The sequence below is a fragment of the Streptomyces sp. NPDC005566 genome, assembly GCF_040605575.1.
Classification (GTDB): Bacteria; Actinomycetota; Actinomycetes; order Streptomycetales; family Streptomycetaceae; genus Streptomyces.
Window position 1 is genome coordinate 130723 of the sequence record NZ_JBEXDB010000009.1, and the last position, 18916, is coordinate 149638.

Here is an 18916-nt window from a genome sequence, read left to right on the forward strand (position 1 = left end):
GACGCGGCCACCGTGCCGCAGTCGCTCCCGGCGCCGGTCAGACCGTGACGCGCTCCGGCTCGTCGTCCCCGCGCACCGCAGGCGCGGCGGCCGGAGCGGCATCGGTCAGGGCCGACTCGTCATGGGTCAGGTCCGGCAGCCAGCGCAGCCACGCGGGCATGTACCAGTTGCGCTCGTCGAGCAGCGCCATGACCGCCGGGAGCAGCACCCCGCGGATGATCGTGGCATCGATCAGGACGGCGGCGGCGAGGCCGACGCCCATCTGCTTCATGGACTGCATGGACAGCGTGCCGAAGATGGCGAAGACCGCGACCATGATCACCGCCGCGCTCGTCACCACGCCCGCCGTCGACACCACTCCGTGGGCGATGGCGTCCCGGGTCGTGCGGCCCTGCATCCGGGCCTCACGGATCCGCGACACCACGAACACGTGGTAGTCCATCGAGAGTCCGAAGAGGATCACGAAGAGGAACAGCGGCAGCCAGGAGATGATCGCGCCGACCCCCTCGGCGCCGACGAGCGAGGCGCCCCAGCCGTGCTGGAAGACCGCGGTGAGGATGCCGTAGGCGGCGCCCACCGAGAGCAGGTTGAGCAGGATCGACGTCACCGCGATCGTCAGCGAGCGGAAGCAGAGCAGCATCAGGACGAAGGCGAACACGATCACGAAGGCGAAGACCGGGACGACCGAGCCGACGATCTGGTCGTTGAAGTCCTTCGAACCGGCGACCTGGCCGGTGATCGGTGCCTCGACCCCGTCGGCCTTGAGCAGGGTGTCCGGCCGTACATGGTCGCGCAGCAGGTCCAGGCTCTTCTCCGCCTTCTCCTGATCGGACCCCCCGACCAGCGGGACGGAGATGATCGCGATGTTCTCCGCGTCATGCGTCACCATGTCCACGGGGCCCTTGGAGGCCCCCGAAGCGACGGCCTGGCGGCGGAATTCGGCCAGTGCCTCACGTACCGGGGCTGCGTTGATGTCCTCGGCCTTCACCACGACCCGCGCAGGGTCGGCGCCGCCGGGGAACGCCTCGTTGAGCCGATCGTACGTCTGCACGATCGGGAGGGAGTCGCCGAACTCCTGGTCCAGGGTGAGGTTCTGTGTGTTCATGCCCAGGGCGGGCAGGGCGATGGCGGCCAGTGCGCCGGCCGCGAGGACCAAGGAGGTCCACGGCCTGCGGAGCACGGAGGTGAGCACGGCACGCCACACCCGGCTCTCCCCGCTCCCGGAGCCCTCGCCGCTTCCGGAGCCCTTGCCGCGGGAGCGCTTGATCCGGTCGATGAACGGCAGGCGGCCCTTGTCGACGCGCTCACCCAGCAGGGAGAGCAGCGCGGGCAGGACCGTCACCGAGCCGACCATCGCCACCGCGACGACCATCAGCGAGGCCAGGCCCATCGCCTCGAACTCCGCGATCCCGGTGAACAGCATGCCCGCCATCGCGACGCACACCGTCACTCCGGAGACGATCACGGCGCGCCCACTGGTCGCCGCGGCGATCATCAGGGCCGTGCGGGCGTCGCGTCCCGCGGCCCGCTCCTCCCGTTCACGGCGCAGATAGAACAGGCAGTAGTCGACGCCGACCGCGAGGCCGACCAGGAGCATCACCGAGTCGGCGGTCTCGCTCATCGGCTGGACATGGCTGACCAGGGCCATCAGCCCCATGGTCGCGACGATCGCCGTCATGGCCAGGGCCACCGGCAGCAGCGCGGCGACCAGCGCCCCGAAAGCGATCAGAAGGATTCCCAGGGCGACCGGTACGGCGGAGAGTTCCGCCCGTTTGAAGTCCTCGCCGAACGCGTCGTCGAAGGTCTTGTTCATGCTGGCGTCGCCGATCTCCTCGATCACCAGCCCGTCGTGCTCCCCCTGGACCTTCTCGACGGCGGTGAGGACGGGCTCGATGCGCTCCGTCGCCGTCTCCCGGTCGCCGCTGATCTCGAACTGGACGAGCGCGGTACGCCCGTCGTCGGAGATGGACTTCGAGTCGTAGGGCGAGGTCACCCCGGTGACCTCACCGGTGGCCTCGACCGCCTCGATCACCGAGTCGACCGCGGCGCGGACCTCGGGTGCCGTCGCCTTGACCGAGGCGTCCTCCGCCTGGATCAGCACCGTTTCGTCGACCGAGTTCTTGAGCCCCGCGCTCTCGGTGATCTGGACCGCCCGGCTCACCTCGCCGGACATCGCCTCACTGTCCTTGACGTCGACCCGGCCGGCAGCCGTGCCGAGGCCCATCGCCAGGACGACGAAGAGCACCCAGATGCCCACGGCCGCCCACCGGTGCCGCGCACTCCAGCCACCCGCTCGGGCGGCGATGCCGCGTACCCGCGGCGTTCCCTTGCGCGCCGAATCCGTTTTTCCCATGACCGGGACAGCCCCCTCGTGAGCGACGCCGGCGGGGTGCCACCGTCTCCACTTCGAAGCTATGGGCGGAATAAAGGCCGCTCCTCCTGCTCCCTGGTGAACCGGCGCGGGGCATTTCTCCTCCTTGCGGGGTGGGTGGATCCCCGACGAGGAGGATGTAAGCCCCTTACACGTAAAGGCGGTTGGTGTCGGTTGCCCGACCCGGCCGGGAGGTGCTGTGTTTTTTATGTCGAAAGTCTGGTGACTGCGTGACGGCTGCATGAAGGTCTTGATCTGGGCGCGTCAATCGAGCAGGGTTTCGAGGCAGCCCCCGGAGAATTTCCGGCCGAGGGTCAATCCCCCCACAAAGAATGACGAGGAGCGCCCTCTTCATGGCAATTCACAAGCGCGCACGCCGGATCAAGCTGACCGCCGCGATAACCGCCGTGGCAGCCGCGGCCGGTGTCACCCTGATGAACACCTCGTTCGCGGGAGCCGCTCCGGCTCCCGCGCTGGGCACCGTCTACGGGGCCGACGCGGCCACCGCCGTCTCCGGCAGCTACATCGTGATGCTGGACCAGAAGGCCGACAAGGCGGAGCTCGCCGAGGAGTACGGCGGCAAGCTGAAGCGCAACTACACCTCGGCCATCAACGGCTTCTCCGCCAGCGGTCTTTCGGAGACCGAGGCCAAGCGGCTCGCGGCCGACCCGGCCGTCTCCAAGGTCGTCCAGAACAAGAAGTTCAGCATCAACGCCACGCAGGACAACCCGCCGTCCTGGGGTCTGGACCGGATCGACCAGACCGAGACCGCGGGTGACAGCGCGTACACCTACCCGGACGCCGCGGGCGAGGGCGTCACGGCGTATGTCATCGACACCGGTGTGCGTGTCACGCACACCGACTTCGAGGGCCGTGCCACTTCGGGCTTCGACGCGGTGGACAACGACGACGACGCGAACGACGGCAACGGACACGGCACCCACGTGGCCGGCACGATCGCGGGCGCGGCCCACGGTGTCGCCAAGAAGGCGAAGATCGTGGCCGTGCGCGTCCTGGACGACGCGGGCTCCGGCACCACCGAGCAGGTCGTCGCGGGCATCGACTGGGTCACCGAGAACCACCAGGGCCCGTCCGTCGCCAACATGAGCCTCGGTGGCGGAGCGGACCCCGCCCTCGACGCCGCGGTCCAGAAGGCGATCGCCTCCGGTGTCACCTTCGCGGTGGCGGCGGGCAACGAGTCGAGTGACGCGGGCGAGGGCTCCCCGTCCCGCGTCCCCGAGGCCATCACGGTCGCCTCGTCCACCGAGGCCGACGAGCAGTCGTCGTTCTCCAACTACGGTTCCGTCGTGGACATCTACGCTCCCGGCTCGGAGATCACGTCGGCCTGGAACGACAGCGACGACGGCACCAACACCATCTCCGGTACGTCCATGGCGACCCCGCACGTCGTCGGGGCCGCCGCCGTCTACCTCGGCGGGCACCCGGACGCCACCCCGGAGGCGGTTGCCACGGCGCTCACCGACGGGGCCACCCCGGACGCGATCTCCAATGCGACCGAGGGCACGGCGAACAAGCTCCTGAAGATCGTCGAGTAACAGGTACGCAGGCCGCCGTGCCCTCCCCCACGGGGCGCGGCGGCCGTCACCGGCAGGAAGACCGACCTAAGGTGGGGGCATGAGCACGATGTACGCGGCGCTGCTGCGCGGGATCAATGTCGGCGGGCACCGGAAGGTTCCGATGGCGGAACTCCGCACGCTGCTCACGGAACTGGGACACGGCGACGTCGCCACCTACTTGCAGAGCGGGAACGCCGTCTTCAGCAGCGCGTCGGGTGACGAGAAGACCCTGGCCGCGGAGCTGGAGAAGGCCATCGAGGCGCGGTTCGGATTCACGGTGACCTGCCTGGTGCGCCCCGGTCCCTATCTGGCCGCCGTGGCCGACGCCTGCCCGTTCCCGGCCGCCGAGCTCGAGGGCAAGCAGGTGCACGTCACCTATTTCGACGGGCCTGTCGACGCCGCCCGCTTCGCCCCGCTCGACGCGGCCGCGTTCCGCCCCGAGGAATTCCGGCTCGGCGAGCGTGAGCTCTATCTGTACGCCCCCGAAGGGCTCGGTCGCTCCAAGCTGGCCGACGCCCTCGCGCGGCCCGCCCTCAACAAGGGCCTCATCGGCACCACTCGTAACTGGAACACGGTGGTCAAACTCGTGGAGATGACGCGTGACTGAGCCTTCGCCCGCCGTGGCCGCAGCCATCGAGGGCGAGCTCCGCCTCCTCGACCCGACGGTACGGGCCTCCGCGGATCTGCTGGCCACCCTGCTGCACCCCGGATTCCGGGAGATCGGCACCAGCGGCCGGCTGTGGGACCGTGACACGATCATCGCCGCACTGACCGCCGACGACGCGCCCACGCCCGGCCCCCTGACCGCTTCACGGATGCGGGGGGAGCAGCTCGCCGCGGATCTGGTGCAGCTCACATTCGACACGGAGTCCAAAGGGCTGCGCTCGCACCGCAGTTCGCTGTGGAGGCTGACCGGAAACGGCTGGCAGCTGTACTTCCACCAGGCCACCCCGTTCATCGACGACCCCTTCGCCGAGGTCTGACCGGGCCACGCAGCCGTGCAGCACAGACCGGGCCGGGGCCGCAAGAGTGCCGCCCCGGTCTGATGTCTGCACCAGAACCGGCTGATTCTTGCCGGAGGGCCTGATTCCGGCCATGTGGATCGCCTGGGCAATTCGGCGCTAAGTGGGCGAGGCCGTGCGGGGCGGGGTGTGAGCCCCGCAGTCATGCGCGCACCGGCTCGGCGGACCGTGGCGGCGTGTGTGATCGTGACGCCCGCCACCGTGCGCCGGGGTGCGGCCCGTGGTTCACGGTTTGCTGCAATTCGCTGTGGGTGTCCGTTCGGTGAGCGGACGCGGACGTTCGGAGGCCACCTGGCCGCGTACCGGGGTTCACTGCCCGTTCTCCGGTACCGAGTCCGGAAGGCGACCTTGCCACCGGACCAAGTGGAGTCAAGGATTCGGGACGTGCGATTGGCAGGTCCACGACCAGAACCCACGGGTCCCGGACAGTCGCACGCTGTCGGTCCGCCCACCCAGCGGGCCGTGTATCCCCCCATCAATGGAGGATGTTGTGACCTTCAAGCGCTTCGCCCCCCTCGGCGCCATCTCCAGACACGCCCGGCTCATCGCCGTGACCTCCGGTCTGGTCACCGCCGTCGCGCTTGCCGCACCGACCGCGATGGCCCAGGCGGCACCGGACACCACCGTGACGAAGGCCGAGCTCGCCGACGCCAGTTCCGCCGTGCGCGGTGCCGACGTCGCCGGGACGGCCTGGTACACCGACGCGAGCACCGGCAAGGTCGTCGTGACGGTCGACAGCACGGTGACCGCATCCGAGATCGCCACGATCAAGAAGTCGGTCACCGGCTCCGGGGCGAAGATCGACCTCAAGCACACCCCGGGCACGTTCAGCAAGCTCATCGCCGGTGGCCAGGCCATCTACGCCGGCGGCGGCCGCTGTTCCCTCGGCTTCAACGTACGCAGCGGCAGCACGTACTACGCGCTGACTGCCGGGCACTGCACCGAGATAGGCAGCACCTGGTACACCAACTCCGGCCAGACCGCGGTCCTCGGCTCGCGGGCGGGCAGCAGCTTCCCCACCAATGACTACGGGCTGATCCGGCACTCCAACTCCGCCAACGCGGACGGCAGGGTCTACCTCTACAACGGCAGCTACCAGGACATCACCTCCGCCGGCAACCCCACGGTCGGCCAGGCGGTGAAGCGGAGCGGCTCCACCACCGGCGTGCACAGCGGCACCGTGACAGGCCTCAACGCGACCGTGAACTACGGCGGCGGCGACGTCGTCTACGGCATGATCCAGACCAACGTCTGCGCCGAGCCCGGCGACAGCGGCGGCTCCCTCTTCGCGGGCACCAAGGCGCTGGGCCTCACCTCGGGCGGCAGCGGCAACTGCTCCTCAGGTGGCACCACGTTCTTCCAGCCCGTCACCGAGGCACTGAGCGCCTACGGCGTCAGCGTCTTCTAGGACGTCACAGGCGTCCGGACCCACGGACGTACGCAGCACCGACCCGGCTCACCCCGACGGGCCGCGCCTCCCGGCGCGGCCCGTTGCCGTATCCGCTCTCCGGAAGCCGCCGGAACGGCACGCCACGCACAGTGGCCCGGCCCGCCGATGGCCGAATGGCCCAGGGAAGCGGGCCACCGGCTCCATAGGCTCGTTCCATGAGCACTTACAAGGACGCCTCGACGGGCGGGACGGTCGTCGACTTCTACTTCGACCCCGCCTGCCCCTTCGCCTGGATCGCCTCACGCTGGATGCTGGAGGTCGAGCGGGAACGCGACATCGAGCTCCGCTTCCACGTGATGAGCCTCTACCTGCACAACGCCGGCAACGAACTCCCCGACTGGTACCGGGAGCTCGTCGACAAGTCGATCGGGCCGGTCCGGGTCGCGGTCGCCGCGGCGGCGGATCACGGGGACGAAGTCCTGCGCGACCTCTACACCGCACTCGGCACCCGTATCCACCGGCAGAAGAACGAGGACTTCGACGCGGTGACCGCCGAATCGCTGGCCGAGCTGGGGCTGCCCGCCACCCTCGCGCTCGCCGCGCACTCCCCGGCACACGACGAGGCCGTGCGCCGCAGCCACGACCGCGGCAAGGACCCGGCTGCGGACTCCTACGTCGGCACGCCCACGATCCACGTCGACGGCACGGTGTGGTTCGGCCCGGTCCTCAACTCGATCCCGCGGGGCGAGGAGGCGGCGCGGCTCTTCGACAGTTTCCGCGTCCTGGCCGGCCACCCGGACTTCTTCGAGCTCAAGCGCACGCGCACCGGCAGCCTCGACTGCGGCTGAGCCGGCCCGGCTACGCGCTGAGCGACGTCATCCGCGCTGCCGGGACGGACGCCTCGTCGTACCGGTTCAGCAGCAGCCGGGCGAGTTCCGCCGACGGGCCCAGCACGCCGGAGAGCACATCGGCTCCGGCCTCCTCGGCACCTGCGGCGATCCGGTCCGGGAGCCGGCCGGGCGCGATGACGTACGGGGCCACCGCCACCCGCCGCACCCCGTCGGCCCGCAGGGCCCGCACCACGTCGGCGGTGCGGGGAAGAGATGCGGAGGCGAACGCAGGCCGCACGGCGCACCAACCGGTGTGCCGCAGCTCCCGCGCGATTTCAGCGATCACTGCGATCGCCTCCGGGTCTGTGGAGCCCGCCGAGGCCAGGACGAGCCCGGTCGAGCGCTTGTCGGCGGGGGAGACCCCGGCCTCGTGCAGGCGCTGCTCCAGCGCCGCGTTCAGCAGGGGGGACGGGCCGAGTACCTCGGCCTGACGGATACGCAGCCGCGGCAGTCGGGTGCGGGCCTCGTGCAGCACCGACGGGATGTCGGACTTGGCGTGGAAGGCCCGCGTCAGCAGCAGGGGAAGGGCGACGACCTCGCCCGCCCCCTCCGCGGCCAGGCGTTCCAGCACCCTGGGCACGGACGGGGCGTTGAACTCCAGGAAGCCCGTCTCCACGCGCAGCCCGGGCCGCAGCGACCGCACCCGCGCGGTGAGCGCGTGCACGGTCGCCGCGTGCCGCGGATCGCGGCTGCCGTGGGCGATGACGAGAAGGACCGGGGCAGACATGGAGACTCAGCTCTTGACGAGGAGACCGCGGCTGCGCAGTACCCGCCGCTCCAGCGGACTGAAGATCAGCAGGTCGATCGCGATGCCGACGAACAGGATGAGGAGGATCGCCAGGAAGATCCCCGGCATGTCGAAGTTGTTGCGGCCGTTCTCCAGCAACTGGCCGAGTCCCAGACCGAGATCGGGTGAGGACGCGATGATCTCGGCGGCCATCAGCGAACGCCAGGAGAACGCCCAGCCCTGCTTGAGACCCGCCAGGTAACCCGGCAGAGCGGCCGGCAGGACGATGTGCCAGGTCCCGCGCAGTCCGGTCGCACCGATCGTGCGGCCCGCGCGCAGGAACAGCGGCGGCACCTGGTCGACTCCGGAGACCAGTCCGTTGGCGACGGACGGGACGGCGCCGAGCAGGATCACCGCGTACATCATCGAGTCGTTGAGCCCGAGCCAGATCACGGCCGGTGCCACCCACGCCACCGACGGCAGGGACTGCAGTCCGGACAGGATCGGTCCGATCGCCGCCCGGACCAGCTTCACCCTGGCCACCAGCAGACCCAGCGGGGTGCCGATGGCGACGGCCATCAGGAAGCCGAGCAGACCGCGCGACACACTGGTCCAGACGACCTCCAGCAGTGTCCCCTGCGCCCACATGTCGGTGACGCTGTTCCACACCGCGGAGGGCGGCGGCAGCTTGTAGTCCTCGGTGACCTTCGCCCAGACCAGCAGCTGCCAGACCAGGACGACCAGGATCACCGCCACGACCGGCGGCAGGACCTTGTTCAGCAGGACTTCACGGGCCGGGGTCCGCCGCACCTGGACGGCGTCCAGCGCGTCCAGCCCGGCTTCCAGCCCGGCCAGATCGTCGGACTTCGTGTCAGTGCTGGCCATGACGGCGGATCTCCCCACGCAGTTGTTCGGTGATCTCGACGGACAGCTCCGCCACGGCGGTGTCCTCGATACGGCGCGGCTGCTCGATGTCGACCGTCCACTCACGGGCGATCCGGCCGGGCCGCGACGACAGCAGGATGACGCGCTGCGCGAGCCGTACCGCCTCACGCACGTTGTGGGTGACGAAGAGGACCGAGGCGTTCGTCTCGCGCCAGATCCGGGTCAGTTCGTCATGCAGCACATCGCGGGTGATGGCGTCGAGCGCCGCGAACGGCTCGTCCATCAACAGCAGTTGACTGTCCTGGGCGAGAGCCCGGGCCAGGGCCACACGCTGGCGCATGCCGCCCGAGAGTTCGTGCACCCGCTTCCCGTACGCCCCGCCGAGCCGTACGAGTTCGAGCAGTCGCTCCGCTTCGGTGCGGCGGTCCGCCTTGGGGACCCCGCGCAGCCGCAGTGCCAGTTCGATGTTCTTTCCCGCGGTCAGCCACGGGAAGAGGGCGTGCTCCTGGAACATCAGGGCCGGCCGCCCGCCGGGGGTCTCGATGGACCCCGCGGTCGGGCGGTCGAGTCCCGCCACCAGGTTGAGCAGCGTCGACTTGCCGCACCCGGAGGCTCCCAGGAGGGTGACGAACTCGCCCGGAGCGACATCGAGCGTGATGTCGTCCAGGACGAGCTGCTGCCCCGTCGGTCCGGCGAAGGACTTGGAGACGTGCGTGATACGAGCGGCGTGCTCGACCGCTGCACGGTCCTCGGCCTTGGTGAGGGTGGTGGTCGCCATGGTCGTCACCTCCTGGGGAATCCGGGTACGGGTCGGGCTACTTGACGCCGAGACCGGCGTCGGCGACCTCGGGCTGGCCCGCGGCCTTGAGGATCTTGTTCAGCGGCTTCAGGTCGTAGATGCCGTCGAGGCTGGGCTTCTCGAGGAGACCGGCCTCGACCGCGTGGTCCGCCTGCGCCTGGAGCGTCGCGGCCAGCGGGTCGTCGGTGATCTGGATGGACTCCCACGCCGGGTCGAGGACCTCGGCCGGCAGCTCCTTGCCGCTGAGCTCCTTGAGTGCGGCGTTCGCCGAAGCCTTCGCCTCGTCCGGGTTGGCGGTGATCCACTTGTTGGTGTTGACCGTGCCGCGCAGCACCGCCTCGACGACATCGGGGTGCTCGGAGAGGAACTTCTGCGACACGATGATGTTCGTGATCACGAACTTGTTGTCGGGCCACAGCGTCGACTCGTCGAGCAGGACCTTCCCGCCCTCGGCGACCAGCTTGGACGCGGTCGGCTCGGGGACCCAGGCACCGTCCAGAGAGCCCGACCTGTAGGCGTCCGGGGTCACCTTGTTGTCCGAACGGACCACGGAGACGTCGCCCTTGCCGCTCTGGGCGTCGACCTTCCAGCCCTTCTCGGAGATCCAGTTGAGGAACGCGACGTCCTGGGTGTTTCCGAGCTGCGGGGTGGCGATCTTCTTGCCCTTGAGATCGTCCAGCGTCTTGATCTTCTTCGGGTTGACGACGAGCTTCACGCCGCCGGACGCCGAACCGCTGATGATCCGCAGGTTCTTGCCCTGGGACTTGGCGAAGCCGTTGATCGAGGGGGAGGGGCCGATGAAGCCGATGTCGATCGAACCCGCGTTGAGCGCCTCGATCTCGGAGGGCCCGGCGTTGAACGTCGAGGGCTTGACCGTGGTGCCGCCGAGCTCCTTGGCGATCAGGCCTTCCTGGATGCCGACCAGGGCGGTGGCGTGCGTGAGGTTCGGGAAGTAGCCGATCTTCACGGTGTCCGCGGAGAGCTTCTTTCCGTCGGCGGAGACGTTCGACTTCTTGGCGTCGTCGTCCTTCGCCTCGGAGCCGTAGCCGCAGGCGGTGAGCGCCACGGCGAGCAGCGGCAGAGCGGCGGCAGCGGCGAGGCTGCGGCGGAGAGCGGTACGGGGGGCAGACACGGGAGGCTTTCCTCTCGTTGGCCCGGTACTCACGTCCCCCAGAAGTCCGGGGACGCGGCCGGGAGGTCGGCAGGTCTTCGTCTGAACTGGTGGTGCGGGCGGAGCAGCTGGTGCGAGCGGGCGCGCAGGCAGTGCGCGTACGTCATCACGCACATCGCCCGACCCCGCCCTGGCCGCTGCCGAGGGCGCCGCTGCCGACCCGGCCGCCCTCCTTCGCGAAGGTGGAGAAGAAATCGGTGATCATCAGAAGTCCCACTCCGCGTCCTCGGCGGCAGCGTCCGCGTCGGCCGCCGCATCGGTGGCGGCGGTGAACGAGGCGCCCGCCATGCCGGCCGTCAGCGTCGTGCCGTCCGCGGGGTCGATCAGCAGGAACGAGCCGGTGCGCCGGGAGTCCGCGTAGGCGTCGAGCGCGAGCGGCTCGGCCGTACGGACCACGACCCGGCCGATGTCGTTGGCCACCAGCTGCCCGGGAGCCGGGTGCTGGGAGAGGTCGTCCAGCGTGAGACGCGACGGGATGTCCTTGACGATCGCCTTGACCGTACGGGTGGTGTGCTTGAGCAGCACCCGCTGACCCACGGTGAGCGGCCGGTCGGCCACGTGGCAGACGGTCGCCTCGACGTCCTGCGTGACGGCGGGAGCGTCGTCCGCGGGGGCGAGCAGGTCGCCGCGCGAGACGTCGATGTCGTCGGCCAGACGGATCGTCACCGACTGCGGTGCCCAGGCGATGTCGACGCTCTCGCCGAGCGCGTCGATCGCCTCGATCGTCGTGGTGCGGCCGGACGGCAGCACGGAGACGGTCTCACCGACCCGGAAGACCCCGGCGGCGATCTGACCGGCGTACCCCCGGTAGTCGGGGTGCTCGGCGGTCTGCGGGCGGATCACGTACTGCACCGGGAAGCGCGCGTGGCACTCCGTCAGGTCGTGGCTGACCGGCACGGTCTCCAGGTGTTCCAGTACGGTCGGGCCGCCGTACCAGTCCATGTGGGCGGACGGTTCCACGACATTGTCGCCGGCCAGCGCGGAGATCGGGATGGCGGTGATCTCGGGGACACCGAGAGAGGCCGCGTACGCGGTGAACTCCTCGGCTATGGCGGCGAACACGGGCTCCGCGTACTCGACCAGGTCCATCTTGTTCACGGCAAGCACGACGTGCGGGACACGGAGCAGCGCAGCGACGGCGGCGTGCCGGCGGGTCTGCTCGACGACGCCGTTGCGGGCGTCGACCAGGACGACGGCCAGCTCGGCCGTGGAGGCGCCCGTGACCATGTTGCGGGTGTACTGCACGTGCCCCGGGGTGTCGGCGAGGATGAACCGGCGCCGGGTGGTGGCGAAGTAGCGGTACGCGACGTCGATGGTGATGCCCTGCTCGCGCTCCGCCCGCAGACCGTCGGTCAGCAGCGCCAGGTCGGGCGCCTCCTGGCCGCGGTTGGTCGAGGCCAGCGCGACGGCCTCCAGCTGGTCGGTGAGGACCGACTTGGAGTCGTGCAGGAGCCGTCCCACCAGGGTGGACTTGCCGTCGTCGACGGACCCCGCGGTGGCGAACCGCAGCAGGGTGGTGGCCGACAACTGCTCGGTGGTGGTGGTCATTTAGAAGTACCCCTCGCGCTTGCGGTCTTCCATCGCGGCCTCGGACATCTTGTCGTCGGCGCGGGTCGCGCCCCGCTCGGTGAGCCGGGAGGCGGCGATCTCGGTGATCACGGCGTCCAGCGTGGTGGCGTCGGAGTCGACGGCGCCGGTGCAGGACATGTCGCCGACCGTGCGGTAACGGACCTGACGGGTCTCGACCGTCTCGTGGGCCTTGGGGCCGCCCCAGTCGCCTGCGGTCAGCCACATGCCGGAGCGGTTGAAGACCTCGCGGTCGTGGGCGAAGTAGATCTCCGGGAGCTCGATCCCCTCGCGCTCGATGTACTGCCAGACGTCGAGCTCGGTCCAGTTGGAGATGGGGAACACCCGGACGTGCTCACCCGCGGCGTGCCGGCCGTTGTACAGCTGCCACAGCTCGGGGCGCTGGCGGCGCGGGTCCCACTGGGAGAACTCGTCGCGCAGCGAGAAGACCCGCTCCTTGGCCCGGGCCTTCTCCTCGTCGCGCCGGCCGCCGCCGAACACGGCGTCGAAGCGGTGCTGCTGGATGGCTTCGGTCAGCGGGACGGTCTGCAGCGGGTTGCGGGTGCCGTCGGGGCGCTCGCGGAGCTTGCCCGCGTCGATGTACTCCTGGACGGAGGCGACGTGCAGGCGCAGGCCGTGCTTCTCGACGGTGCGGTCGCGGTATTCGAGGACCTCCGGGAAGTTGTGCCCGGTGTCGACGTGGAGCAGCGTGAAGGGGACGGGGGCCGGGGCGAACGCCTTGAGGGCCAGGTGCAGCATGAGGATCGAGTCCTTGCCGCCGGAGAAGAGGATCACCGGCCGCTCGAACTCCCCCGCCACCTCGCGGAAGATGTGCACCGCCTCGGACTCCAGGGAGTCGAGGTGGCTGAGCGCGTACGGATTGACGGTGCCTTCCGGCACGGTGGCGACGGTGCTCACGCCAGGCCCCTCTCGGTGAGCAGCGCACGAAGCGCCGCTGCGGACTCCTGCACGGTCTGCTGGTGCGACTCGATCCGCAGATCCGGCGACTCGGGTGCCTCGTAGGGGTCGTCGACCCCGGTGAGGCCACTGATCTCGCCCGCGGCCTGCTTGGCGTACAGCCCCTTCACATCGCGTACGGAGCACACCTCGACCGGCGTAGCCACGTGCACCTCCAGATAGGCGGTGCCCTCGGCGCCATGGCGCTTGCGTACCGCGTCCCGGCTGTCGGCGTACGGGGCGATGACCGGCACCAGCACCTTCACGCCGTTGGCCGCCAGCAGTTCGGCGACGAAGCCGATCCGCTGGACGTTGGTGTGCCGGTCCTCGCGGGAGAAGCCGAGGCCCGCGGAGAGGAACTCCCGGATCTCGTCGCCGTCCAGGACCTCGACCCGGTGGCCGTCACTGCGCAGCCGGCCCGCCAGCTCGTACGCGATGGTGGTCTTGCCCGCGCTCGGCAGACCGGTGAGCCAGACGGTGGCTCCCGTCTCCGTCACGCTCATCGAAATCTCCTGATCAGTCGTCATCAGCCGTGCAGCCCGCATTCGGTCTTTCCGCGGCCGGCCCAGCGGCCGGCCCGTGCGTCCTCGCCCTCCAGCACCCGACGGGTGCAGGGCGCGCAGCCGACGGAGGCGTAACCGTCCGTCAGCAGCGGGTTGGTCAGTACGCCGTGCTCGGCGACGTACGCGTCCACGTCGTCCTGGGTCCAGCGGGCGATCGGCGAGACCTTGACCTTGCGGCGCTTCTCGTCCCAGCCGACGACCGGGGTGTTCGCCCGGGTGGGGGACTCGTCGCGGCGCAGGCCGGTCGCCCAGGCCCCGTACGCGGTCAGGCCCTCCTCCAGCGGCTTGACCTTGCGCAGCGCGCAGCACAGGTCGGGGTCGCGGTCGTGCAGCTTCGGTCCGTGCTCGGCGTCCTGCTCGGCCACCGTCCGGCGCGGGGTCAGCGTGATGACGTTGACGTCCATCACCGCGTCCACCGCGTCGCGGGTCCCGATCGTCTCCTCGAAGTGGTAGCCGGTGTCGAGGAACACCACGTCCACGCCGGGCGCGACGCGGGAGGCGAGGTGCGCGACGACCGCGTCCTCCATGGAGGACGTGACGCAGAACTCCTTGCCGAAGGTGTCGGTGGCCCACTTCAGGATGTCGAGCGCGGAGGCGTCCTCCAGCTCGCGTCCCGCACGTGCCGCCAGTTCCTTCAGGGCCTCGTCGGTGAGCTCGCCGGTGTGCAGCGTGTCCGTCATGTCCCGTCCCCTTCCACGTCGTTGCGCTGGAGTCCGTGGGCCAGCAGGCCCAGGAACTTCAGCTGGAACGCGCGATTGCAGGAAGCACATTCCCAGGCGCCGTGCCCCGCCTCGTGGGGGCGCAGGTCCTCGTCGCCGCAGTACGGGCAGTAGAAGGGCGCCGCTCGTTCGCTCATGACAGCGACTCCGCACTGGCCCGTGCCGCCCAGGTCGCGAAGCGCTCGTCGTCCTCGCGCTCCTCCTGGAACCTGCCGAGGACCCGCTCGACGTAGTCGGGGAGTTCGGCCGAGGTGACCTTCAGGCCGCGGACCTTGCGGCCGAAGCCGGCCTCCAGGCCGAGCGCGCCGCCGAGGTGCACCTGGTAGCCCTCGACCTGGTTGCCGTCGGCGTCGAGCATGAGCTGGCCCTTGAGACCGATGTCCGCGGTCTGGATGCGGGCGCAGGCGTTGGGGCAGCCGTTGATGTTGATGGTGAGCGGTTCCTCGAAGTCCGGCAGGCGGCGCTCCAGCTCGTCGATGAGCGCGGCGCCGCGCGCCTTCGTCTCGACGATCGCCAGCTTGCAGAACTCGATGCCGGTGCAGGCCATCGTGCCGCGCCGGAAGGTGGAGGGCTTCACCTGGAAGTCCAGCGCCTCCAGCCCGGCGGAGAGGGACTCGACCTGGTCCTGCTCCACGTCGAGGATGATCATCTTCTGCTCGACGGTGGTGCGGACCCGGCCCGAGCCGTGCGACTCGGCCAGCTCCGCGATCTTGGCGAGGGTGGAGCCGTCCACCCGGCCGACGCGCGGGGCGAAGCCCACGTAGAAACGGCCGTCCTGCTGCTGGTGGACGCCGATGTGGTCGCGCCAGCGGGAGGAGGGTTCGGCGGGTGCGGGGCCGTCCAGCAGCGGACGCTTGAGGTACTCGTCCTCCAGGATCTGGCGGAACTTCGCGGGACCCCAGTCGGCCATCAGGAACTTGAGGCGGGCGCGCGTGCGGAGACGGCGGTAGCCGTAGTCGCGGAAGATGCCGACGACACCGGCCCAGACGTCGGGAACCTCGTCCAAGGGGACCCAGGTGCCCAGGCGTTCGGCCAGCCGCGGGTTGGTGGACAGGCCGCCGCCGACCCAGACGTCGAAGCCCGGACCGTGCTCGGGGTGGTCGACACCGACGAAGGCGATGTCGTTGATCTCGTGCACCACGTCCTGGACGGGCGAGCCGGAGATCGCGGTCTTGAACTTGCGCGGGAGGTTGGAGAACTCCGGGCTGCCGATGTACCGGTCGTGGATCTCGTCCACCGCGGGCGTGCCGTCGATGATCTCGTCCGCGGCGATGCCCGCGACGGGGGAGCCGATGATCACGCGGGGGCAGTCTCCGCAGGCCTCGGTCGTGGAGAGCCCGACGGCCTCCAGCTTCTCCCAGATCGCCGGGACGTCCTCGATGCGGATCCAGTGCATCTGGACGTTCTGCCGGTCGGTGATGTCGGCCGTTCCGCGCGCGTACTGCTCGGAGATCTCACCGATCACCCGCAGTTGCGCGGTCGTCAGCCTTCCGCCGTCGATGCGCACCCGCAGCATGAAGTACGAGTCCTCGAGCTCCTCGGGCTCGAGCACCGCGGTCTTGCCGCCGTCGATGCCGGCCCGGCGCTGGGTGTAGAGCCCCCACCAGCGCATCCGGCCGCGAAGGTCGTTCGGGTCGATCGAGTCGAAGCCGCGCTTGGAGTAGATCGTCTCAATGCGTGTCCGCACGTTGAGACTGTCGTCGTCCTTCTTGAACTGCTCGTTCCCGTTGAGCGGGGTGTAGTGACCCATGGCCCACTGACCTTCACCACGGTGACGTCCGGCCTTGCGGCGGGGCGTGGCGGTAGCAGGCTGTTCGGGGGTGGCGGCCATGGCAAATACGTCCTTCGGGACTGCAGGAGGGCGGCTCTGAACTGCACACTCGCGTGAAGCGCGGCGGTGCGCAGGATGAAGCGTGAATCAAAGGGGCGCGGCGGTGCTGGAGACTCTCAGCGGGCCGGACAGATGGCGCTGGACATGCGGCCGAGGTCGACGTGCCGCCGACTCACCAAGGCAATTCCAGTTCCAGACATGGAGGAAGCGTGTCACGCGGATCTCGGGGCAGTCCACCACGATCCAGTATGTGGACGAGATGGTCCCGAAATGTGAGACGTGTGGCTTCCGTCACTCCCGCGACATCGACAAAGCGACATTGTCAGGCCGTGGAGTCGTCGTACGCGCCGGGCCAGGGGCCGGGCATCGCCACGTCGGGCTCCCGCTCGGTCCGGGTGTCGAACAGCCGGAAACCGCGGCGCAGGTAGTTGTCCATGGCGTGCGGACCGTCGTCGGAGCAGGTGTGCACCCACACCCGCTCGGTGGGCATCCGGCCGGGGTGGCGTTCGGCCAGGTCCCAGGCGCGCGCGACTCCGTACGACAGGAGGTGGCCACCGATGCGGCGGCCCCGGAAGGCCGGGATCAGCCCGAAGTAGCCGATCTCGACCACACCGCCCTCCTGCGAGTCGAGCTCGATGAAACCGGCGGGGGTCCCGTTCTCGTACGCCACCCAGGTCTCCGCGCCCGGGCGGTCCAGGACCTCCTGCCACTGCGCGTACGTCAGCCCCAGCCGGTCGGTCCACCGGATGTCCCCGCCCACCGCCGTGTAGAGGAACCGGCTGAACTCCGGCAGCGCCGTCTGCGACCGGACGATCCGCACATCGCCCGTGGGAGCGGCCGCGGGGCGCAGATCGTCGGGCGAGGTCTGCTCCAGGGACCAGATGGTCACCTCGGACGTGGGAGCGGCAGGGGCGGCGGGAAGGGTGGGGTTGCTCATGGCCGCCAGAAAACCACGCCGCCCGCGCCGCGCCAAACCCGGTCCACGCAGGACCCGCGCCGCACCGGACCTGCGGCTCGCTGTCCGGTCACCCCGCCCGGCCCGTCCAGGGATCCGCACGCCGCTGTCGGAGGGCCTCAGGCCGTACCCGCGGACGTACGCGTCCTCACGACCACCGGAGCCGTCGACCGGGGCAGCAGGTCCGCCGGCAGGTCCGGATGGATCACCTCCACCTCCACCCCCTCACCGAAGCGGTACGGGCGATGGGCGAGCACCTCCGCCAGATGGCGCCGTACACGGGAGATCTCCGCCCGGACCGTCACCGTCCGGGTCGGATCGCCGAAGATGTCCTGGGCCAGCTCCGCCGCGGTGCGCCCCTCCCGGTGCAGCGCCAGGGCGTACAGCAGCTCCGCGTGGCGGGGGGAGAGCCGCTGGGTCCAGGTGCCCACCGGACCCGCCACATGCACCGCGAGCCCGCGCTCCCGGCTCAGGTCGAGCACCACACGGCGCGGCGGTCCGTCGGCCCGGCCGTCCGCCACCTGCACGAGCCAGCCCCCCGGCAGCGGCTCCACGAGGCACATCCCGAGCGACGCCAGCCACACCCGGCCCGGCTGCAGCGACTTCGGCAGCGGCAGCCGGTCCACCGGCGGCATCCCCACGACGGCGGCCAGCCAGCCGTGGGTGTCCACCACCAGCGCGCGCCCGCCCAGCCGGCACAGGATGGGCGCCGCCACCGACCGCAGCCGTTCGATCGCCACCAGGTGCCGGGTGCGCAGTTCGCCCTCCGCGAGCGAGGCCACCGAGCCGACCAGTGCCAGCGTCGTCGGATGGAAGGTGGACGCGGGGCCGCTGATGTCGACGATGCCCATCAGCCGGCCGTCGCGCGGATCGCGTACCGGGGCCGCCGCACACGTCCAGTTGTGCAGGGCGCGGATGAAGTGCTCGGCCGAGTGGACCTGTACCGGGGTACGGGTGGCGAGTGCCGTGCCGATCGCGTTCGTCCCGGTCGTCGACTCCGACCAGGCTGCGCCCTCCTCCAGGCAGATGTCCTTGGCCAGGCGCATCACGGCCGTGTGGCCCTGGCGCCACAGCACCCGGCCCTCGTTGTCCGTGACGACCAGGATCTGCTGCGCCGCGTCGGCGATCGCGGCCAGCCCGTCCCGCAGCAGCGGCATGACGTCGCCGAGCACCGTGCTCCGGCGCCGGTGCTCGATCTCGTCCGCTTCGAGCAGCTCGCTCTCCGGCGACTGCTCGGGGTCGATGCCACTGCGCAGCACCCGGTCCCAGGACGCGTCGATCTCGGCGCGCGGGACCGGCACCCCGCGCGCGCCCGCCAGTCGGGCCTCCCTGGCCCGGTGCACCAGGCGGGTGGCGGTCACCACCGCCTGCGGGTCTGCTGCCGGTCGCGCTTCCACGGCAGGGCTTGTCTCCATGACGGGTTCCCCCAAAAGCAAAGCGTGGACCCGGTCCGACGGGTGAGCACCGGGTCCAGAAGACCCATCCTGCCGTGC

At 70.2% G+C, this 18916-nt stretch carries 19 protein-coding genes; 5 read left to right on the plus strand and 14 right to left on the minus strand.

The window, feature by feature from the left end; translation table 11 throughout:
• Positions 1-37: 37 nt before the first annotated feature.
• Entirely contained in the window at positions 38-2353 is a 2316-nt protein-coding gene (locus ABZS61_RS16465) for an MMPL family transporter (RefSeq protein ID WP_356420602.1), read from the minus strand.
• A gap of 371 nt (positions 2354-2724) precedes the next feature.
• Here ABZS61_RS16465 and ABZS61_RS16470 point away from each other — a divergent pair, with 371 nt between their 5' ends.
• The 5 genes from ABZS61_RS16470 to ABZS61_RS16490 all read left to right on the plus strand — a co-directional run bounded on the left by ABZS61_RS16470 (position 2725) and on the right by ABZS61_RS16490 (position 7208).
• Positions 2725-3927 (plus strand): S8 family peptidase, encoded by a 1203-nt coding sequence (locus tag ABZS61_RS16470; protein ID WP_356420605.1) that lies wholly within the window; start codon positions 2725-2727, stop codon positions 3925-3927.
• Positions 3928-4006: 79 nt separating this feature from the next.
• A complete protein-coding gene (locus ABZS61_RS16475; protein ID WP_356420608.1) occupies positions 4007-4555 on the plus strand; it encodes a DUF1697 domain-containing protein in 549 nt (182 codons plus the stop codon).
• Positions 4548-4931 (plus strand): nuclear transport factor 2 family protein, encoded by a 384-nt coding sequence (locus ABZS61_RS16480; protein ID WP_356420610.1) that lies wholly within the window; start codon positions 4548-4550, stop codon positions 4929-4931. Before ABZS61_RS16475 ends, ABZS61_RS16480 begins: the two co-directional genes overlap by 8 nt.
• 529 nt (positions 4932-5460) lie before the next feature.
• On the plus strand, positions 5461-6378 hold the full coding sequence (locus ABZS61_RS16485; protein ID WP_356420613.1) for a S1 family peptidase: 918 nt from the start codon (positions 5461-5463) through the stop codon (positions 6376-6378).
• A gap of 197 nt (positions 6379-6575) precedes the next feature.
• Positions 6576-7208 (plus strand): DsbA family protein, encoded by a 633-nt coding sequence (locus ABZS61_RS16490; RefSeq protein WP_356420616.1) that lies wholly within the window; start codon positions 6576-6578, stop codon positions 7206-7208.
• Between the two features lie 10 nt (positions 7209-7218).
• Here the strand turns inward: ABZS61_RS16490 and ABZS61_RS16495 are convergent, their stop codons facing one another.
• The 13 genes from ABZS61_RS16495 to ABZS61_RS16555 all read right to left on the minus strand — a co-directional run bounded on the left by ABZS61_RS16495 (position 7219) and on the right by ABZS61_RS16555 (position 18838).
• Positions 7219-7977: a sirohydrochlorin chelatase gene (locus ABZS61_RS16495; RefSeq protein WP_356420618.1), complete on the minus strand. Its 759-nt coding sequence runs from the start codon at positions 7975-7977 to the stop codon at positions 7219-7221.
• Positions 7978-7983: 6 nt separating this feature from the next.
• Entirely contained in the window at positions 7984-8862 is an 879-nt protein-coding gene (locus ABZS61_RS16500; RefSeq protein WP_356420620.1) for an ABC transporter permease, read from the minus strand.
• A complete protein-coding gene (locus ABZS61_RS16505) occupies positions 8849-9640 on the minus strand; it encodes an ABC transporter ATP-binding protein (protein WP_356420623.1) in 792 nt (263 codons plus the stop codon). Before ABZS61_RS16505 ends, ABZS61_RS16500 begins: the two co-directional genes overlap by 14 nt.
• A 37-nt stretch (positions 9641-9677) precedes the next feature.
• On the minus strand, positions 9678-10793 hold the full coding sequence (locus tag ABZS61_RS16510) for an aliphatic sulfonate ABC transporter substrate-binding protein (protein WP_356420625.1): 1116 nt from the start codon (positions 10791-10793) through the stop codon (positions 9678-9680).
• Between the two features lie 243 nt (positions 10794-11036).
• On the minus strand, positions 11037-12380 hold the full coding sequence (locus ABZS61_RS16515) for a GTP-binding protein (protein ID WP_356420628.1): 1344 nt from the start codon (positions 12378-12380) through the stop codon (positions 11037-11039).
• Positions 12381-13316: a sulfate adenylyltransferase subunit CysD gene (gene cysD, locus ABZS61_RS16520; RefSeq protein ID WP_351173748.1), complete on the minus strand. Its 936-nt coding sequence runs from the start codon at positions 13314-13316 to the stop codon at positions 12381-12383.
• A complete protein-coding gene (cysC, locus tag ABZS61_RS16525; protein ID WP_329206212.1) occupies positions 13313-13882 on the minus strand; it encodes an adenylyl-sulfate kinase in 570 nt (189 codons plus the stop codon). Before cysC ends, cysD begins: the two co-directional genes overlap by 4 nt.
• The gene (locus ABZS61_RS16530; protein WP_356420632.1) at positions 13882-14598 is read right to left on the minus strand and encodes a phosphoadenylyl-sulfate reductase; all 717 of its coding nucleotides are present in this window, start codon (positions 14596-14598) and stop codon (positions 13882-13884) included. The genes cysC and ABZS61_RS16530 overlap by 1 nt, the downstream gene beginning before the upstream one ends.
• On the minus strand, positions 14595-14774 hold the full coding sequence (locus ABZS61_RS16535) for a hypothetical protein (protein WP_329206208.1): 180 nt from the start codon (positions 14772-14774) through the stop codon (positions 14595-14597). Before ABZS61_RS16535 ends, ABZS61_RS16530 begins: the two co-directional genes overlap by 4 nt.
• Positions 14771-16468 (minus strand): nitrite/sulfite reductase, encoded by a 1698-nt coding sequence (locus ABZS61_RS16540; protein WP_356420636.1) that lies wholly within the window; start codon positions 16466-16468, stop codon positions 14771-14773. The genes ABZS61_RS16535 and ABZS61_RS16540 overlap by 4 nt, the downstream gene beginning before the upstream one ends.
• A gap of 116 nt (positions 16469-16584) precedes the next feature.
• Positions 16585-16668: a putative leader peptide gene (locus tag ABZS61_RS16545; protein ID WP_310591794.1), complete on the minus strand. Its 84-nt coding sequence runs from the start codon at positions 16666-16668 to the stop codon at positions 16585-16587.
• Positions 16669-16790: 122 nt separating this feature from the next.
• Positions 16791-17405 carry a GNAT family N-acetyltransferase gene (locus ABZS61_RS16550; RefSeq protein ID WP_356420639.1) on the minus strand — a complete coding sequence of 205 codons (615 nt, stop codon included), beginning with the start codon at positions 17403-17405 and terminating at the stop codon, positions 16791-16793.
• 137 nt (positions 17406-17542) lie between these two features.
• The gene (locus tag ABZS61_RS16555) at positions 17543-18838 is read right to left on the minus strand and encodes a GAF domain-containing protein (protein WP_356420642.1); all 1296 of its coding nucleotides are present in this window, start codon (positions 18836-18838) and stop codon (positions 17543-17545) included.
• Positions 18839-18916 lie beyond the last annotated feature (78 nt).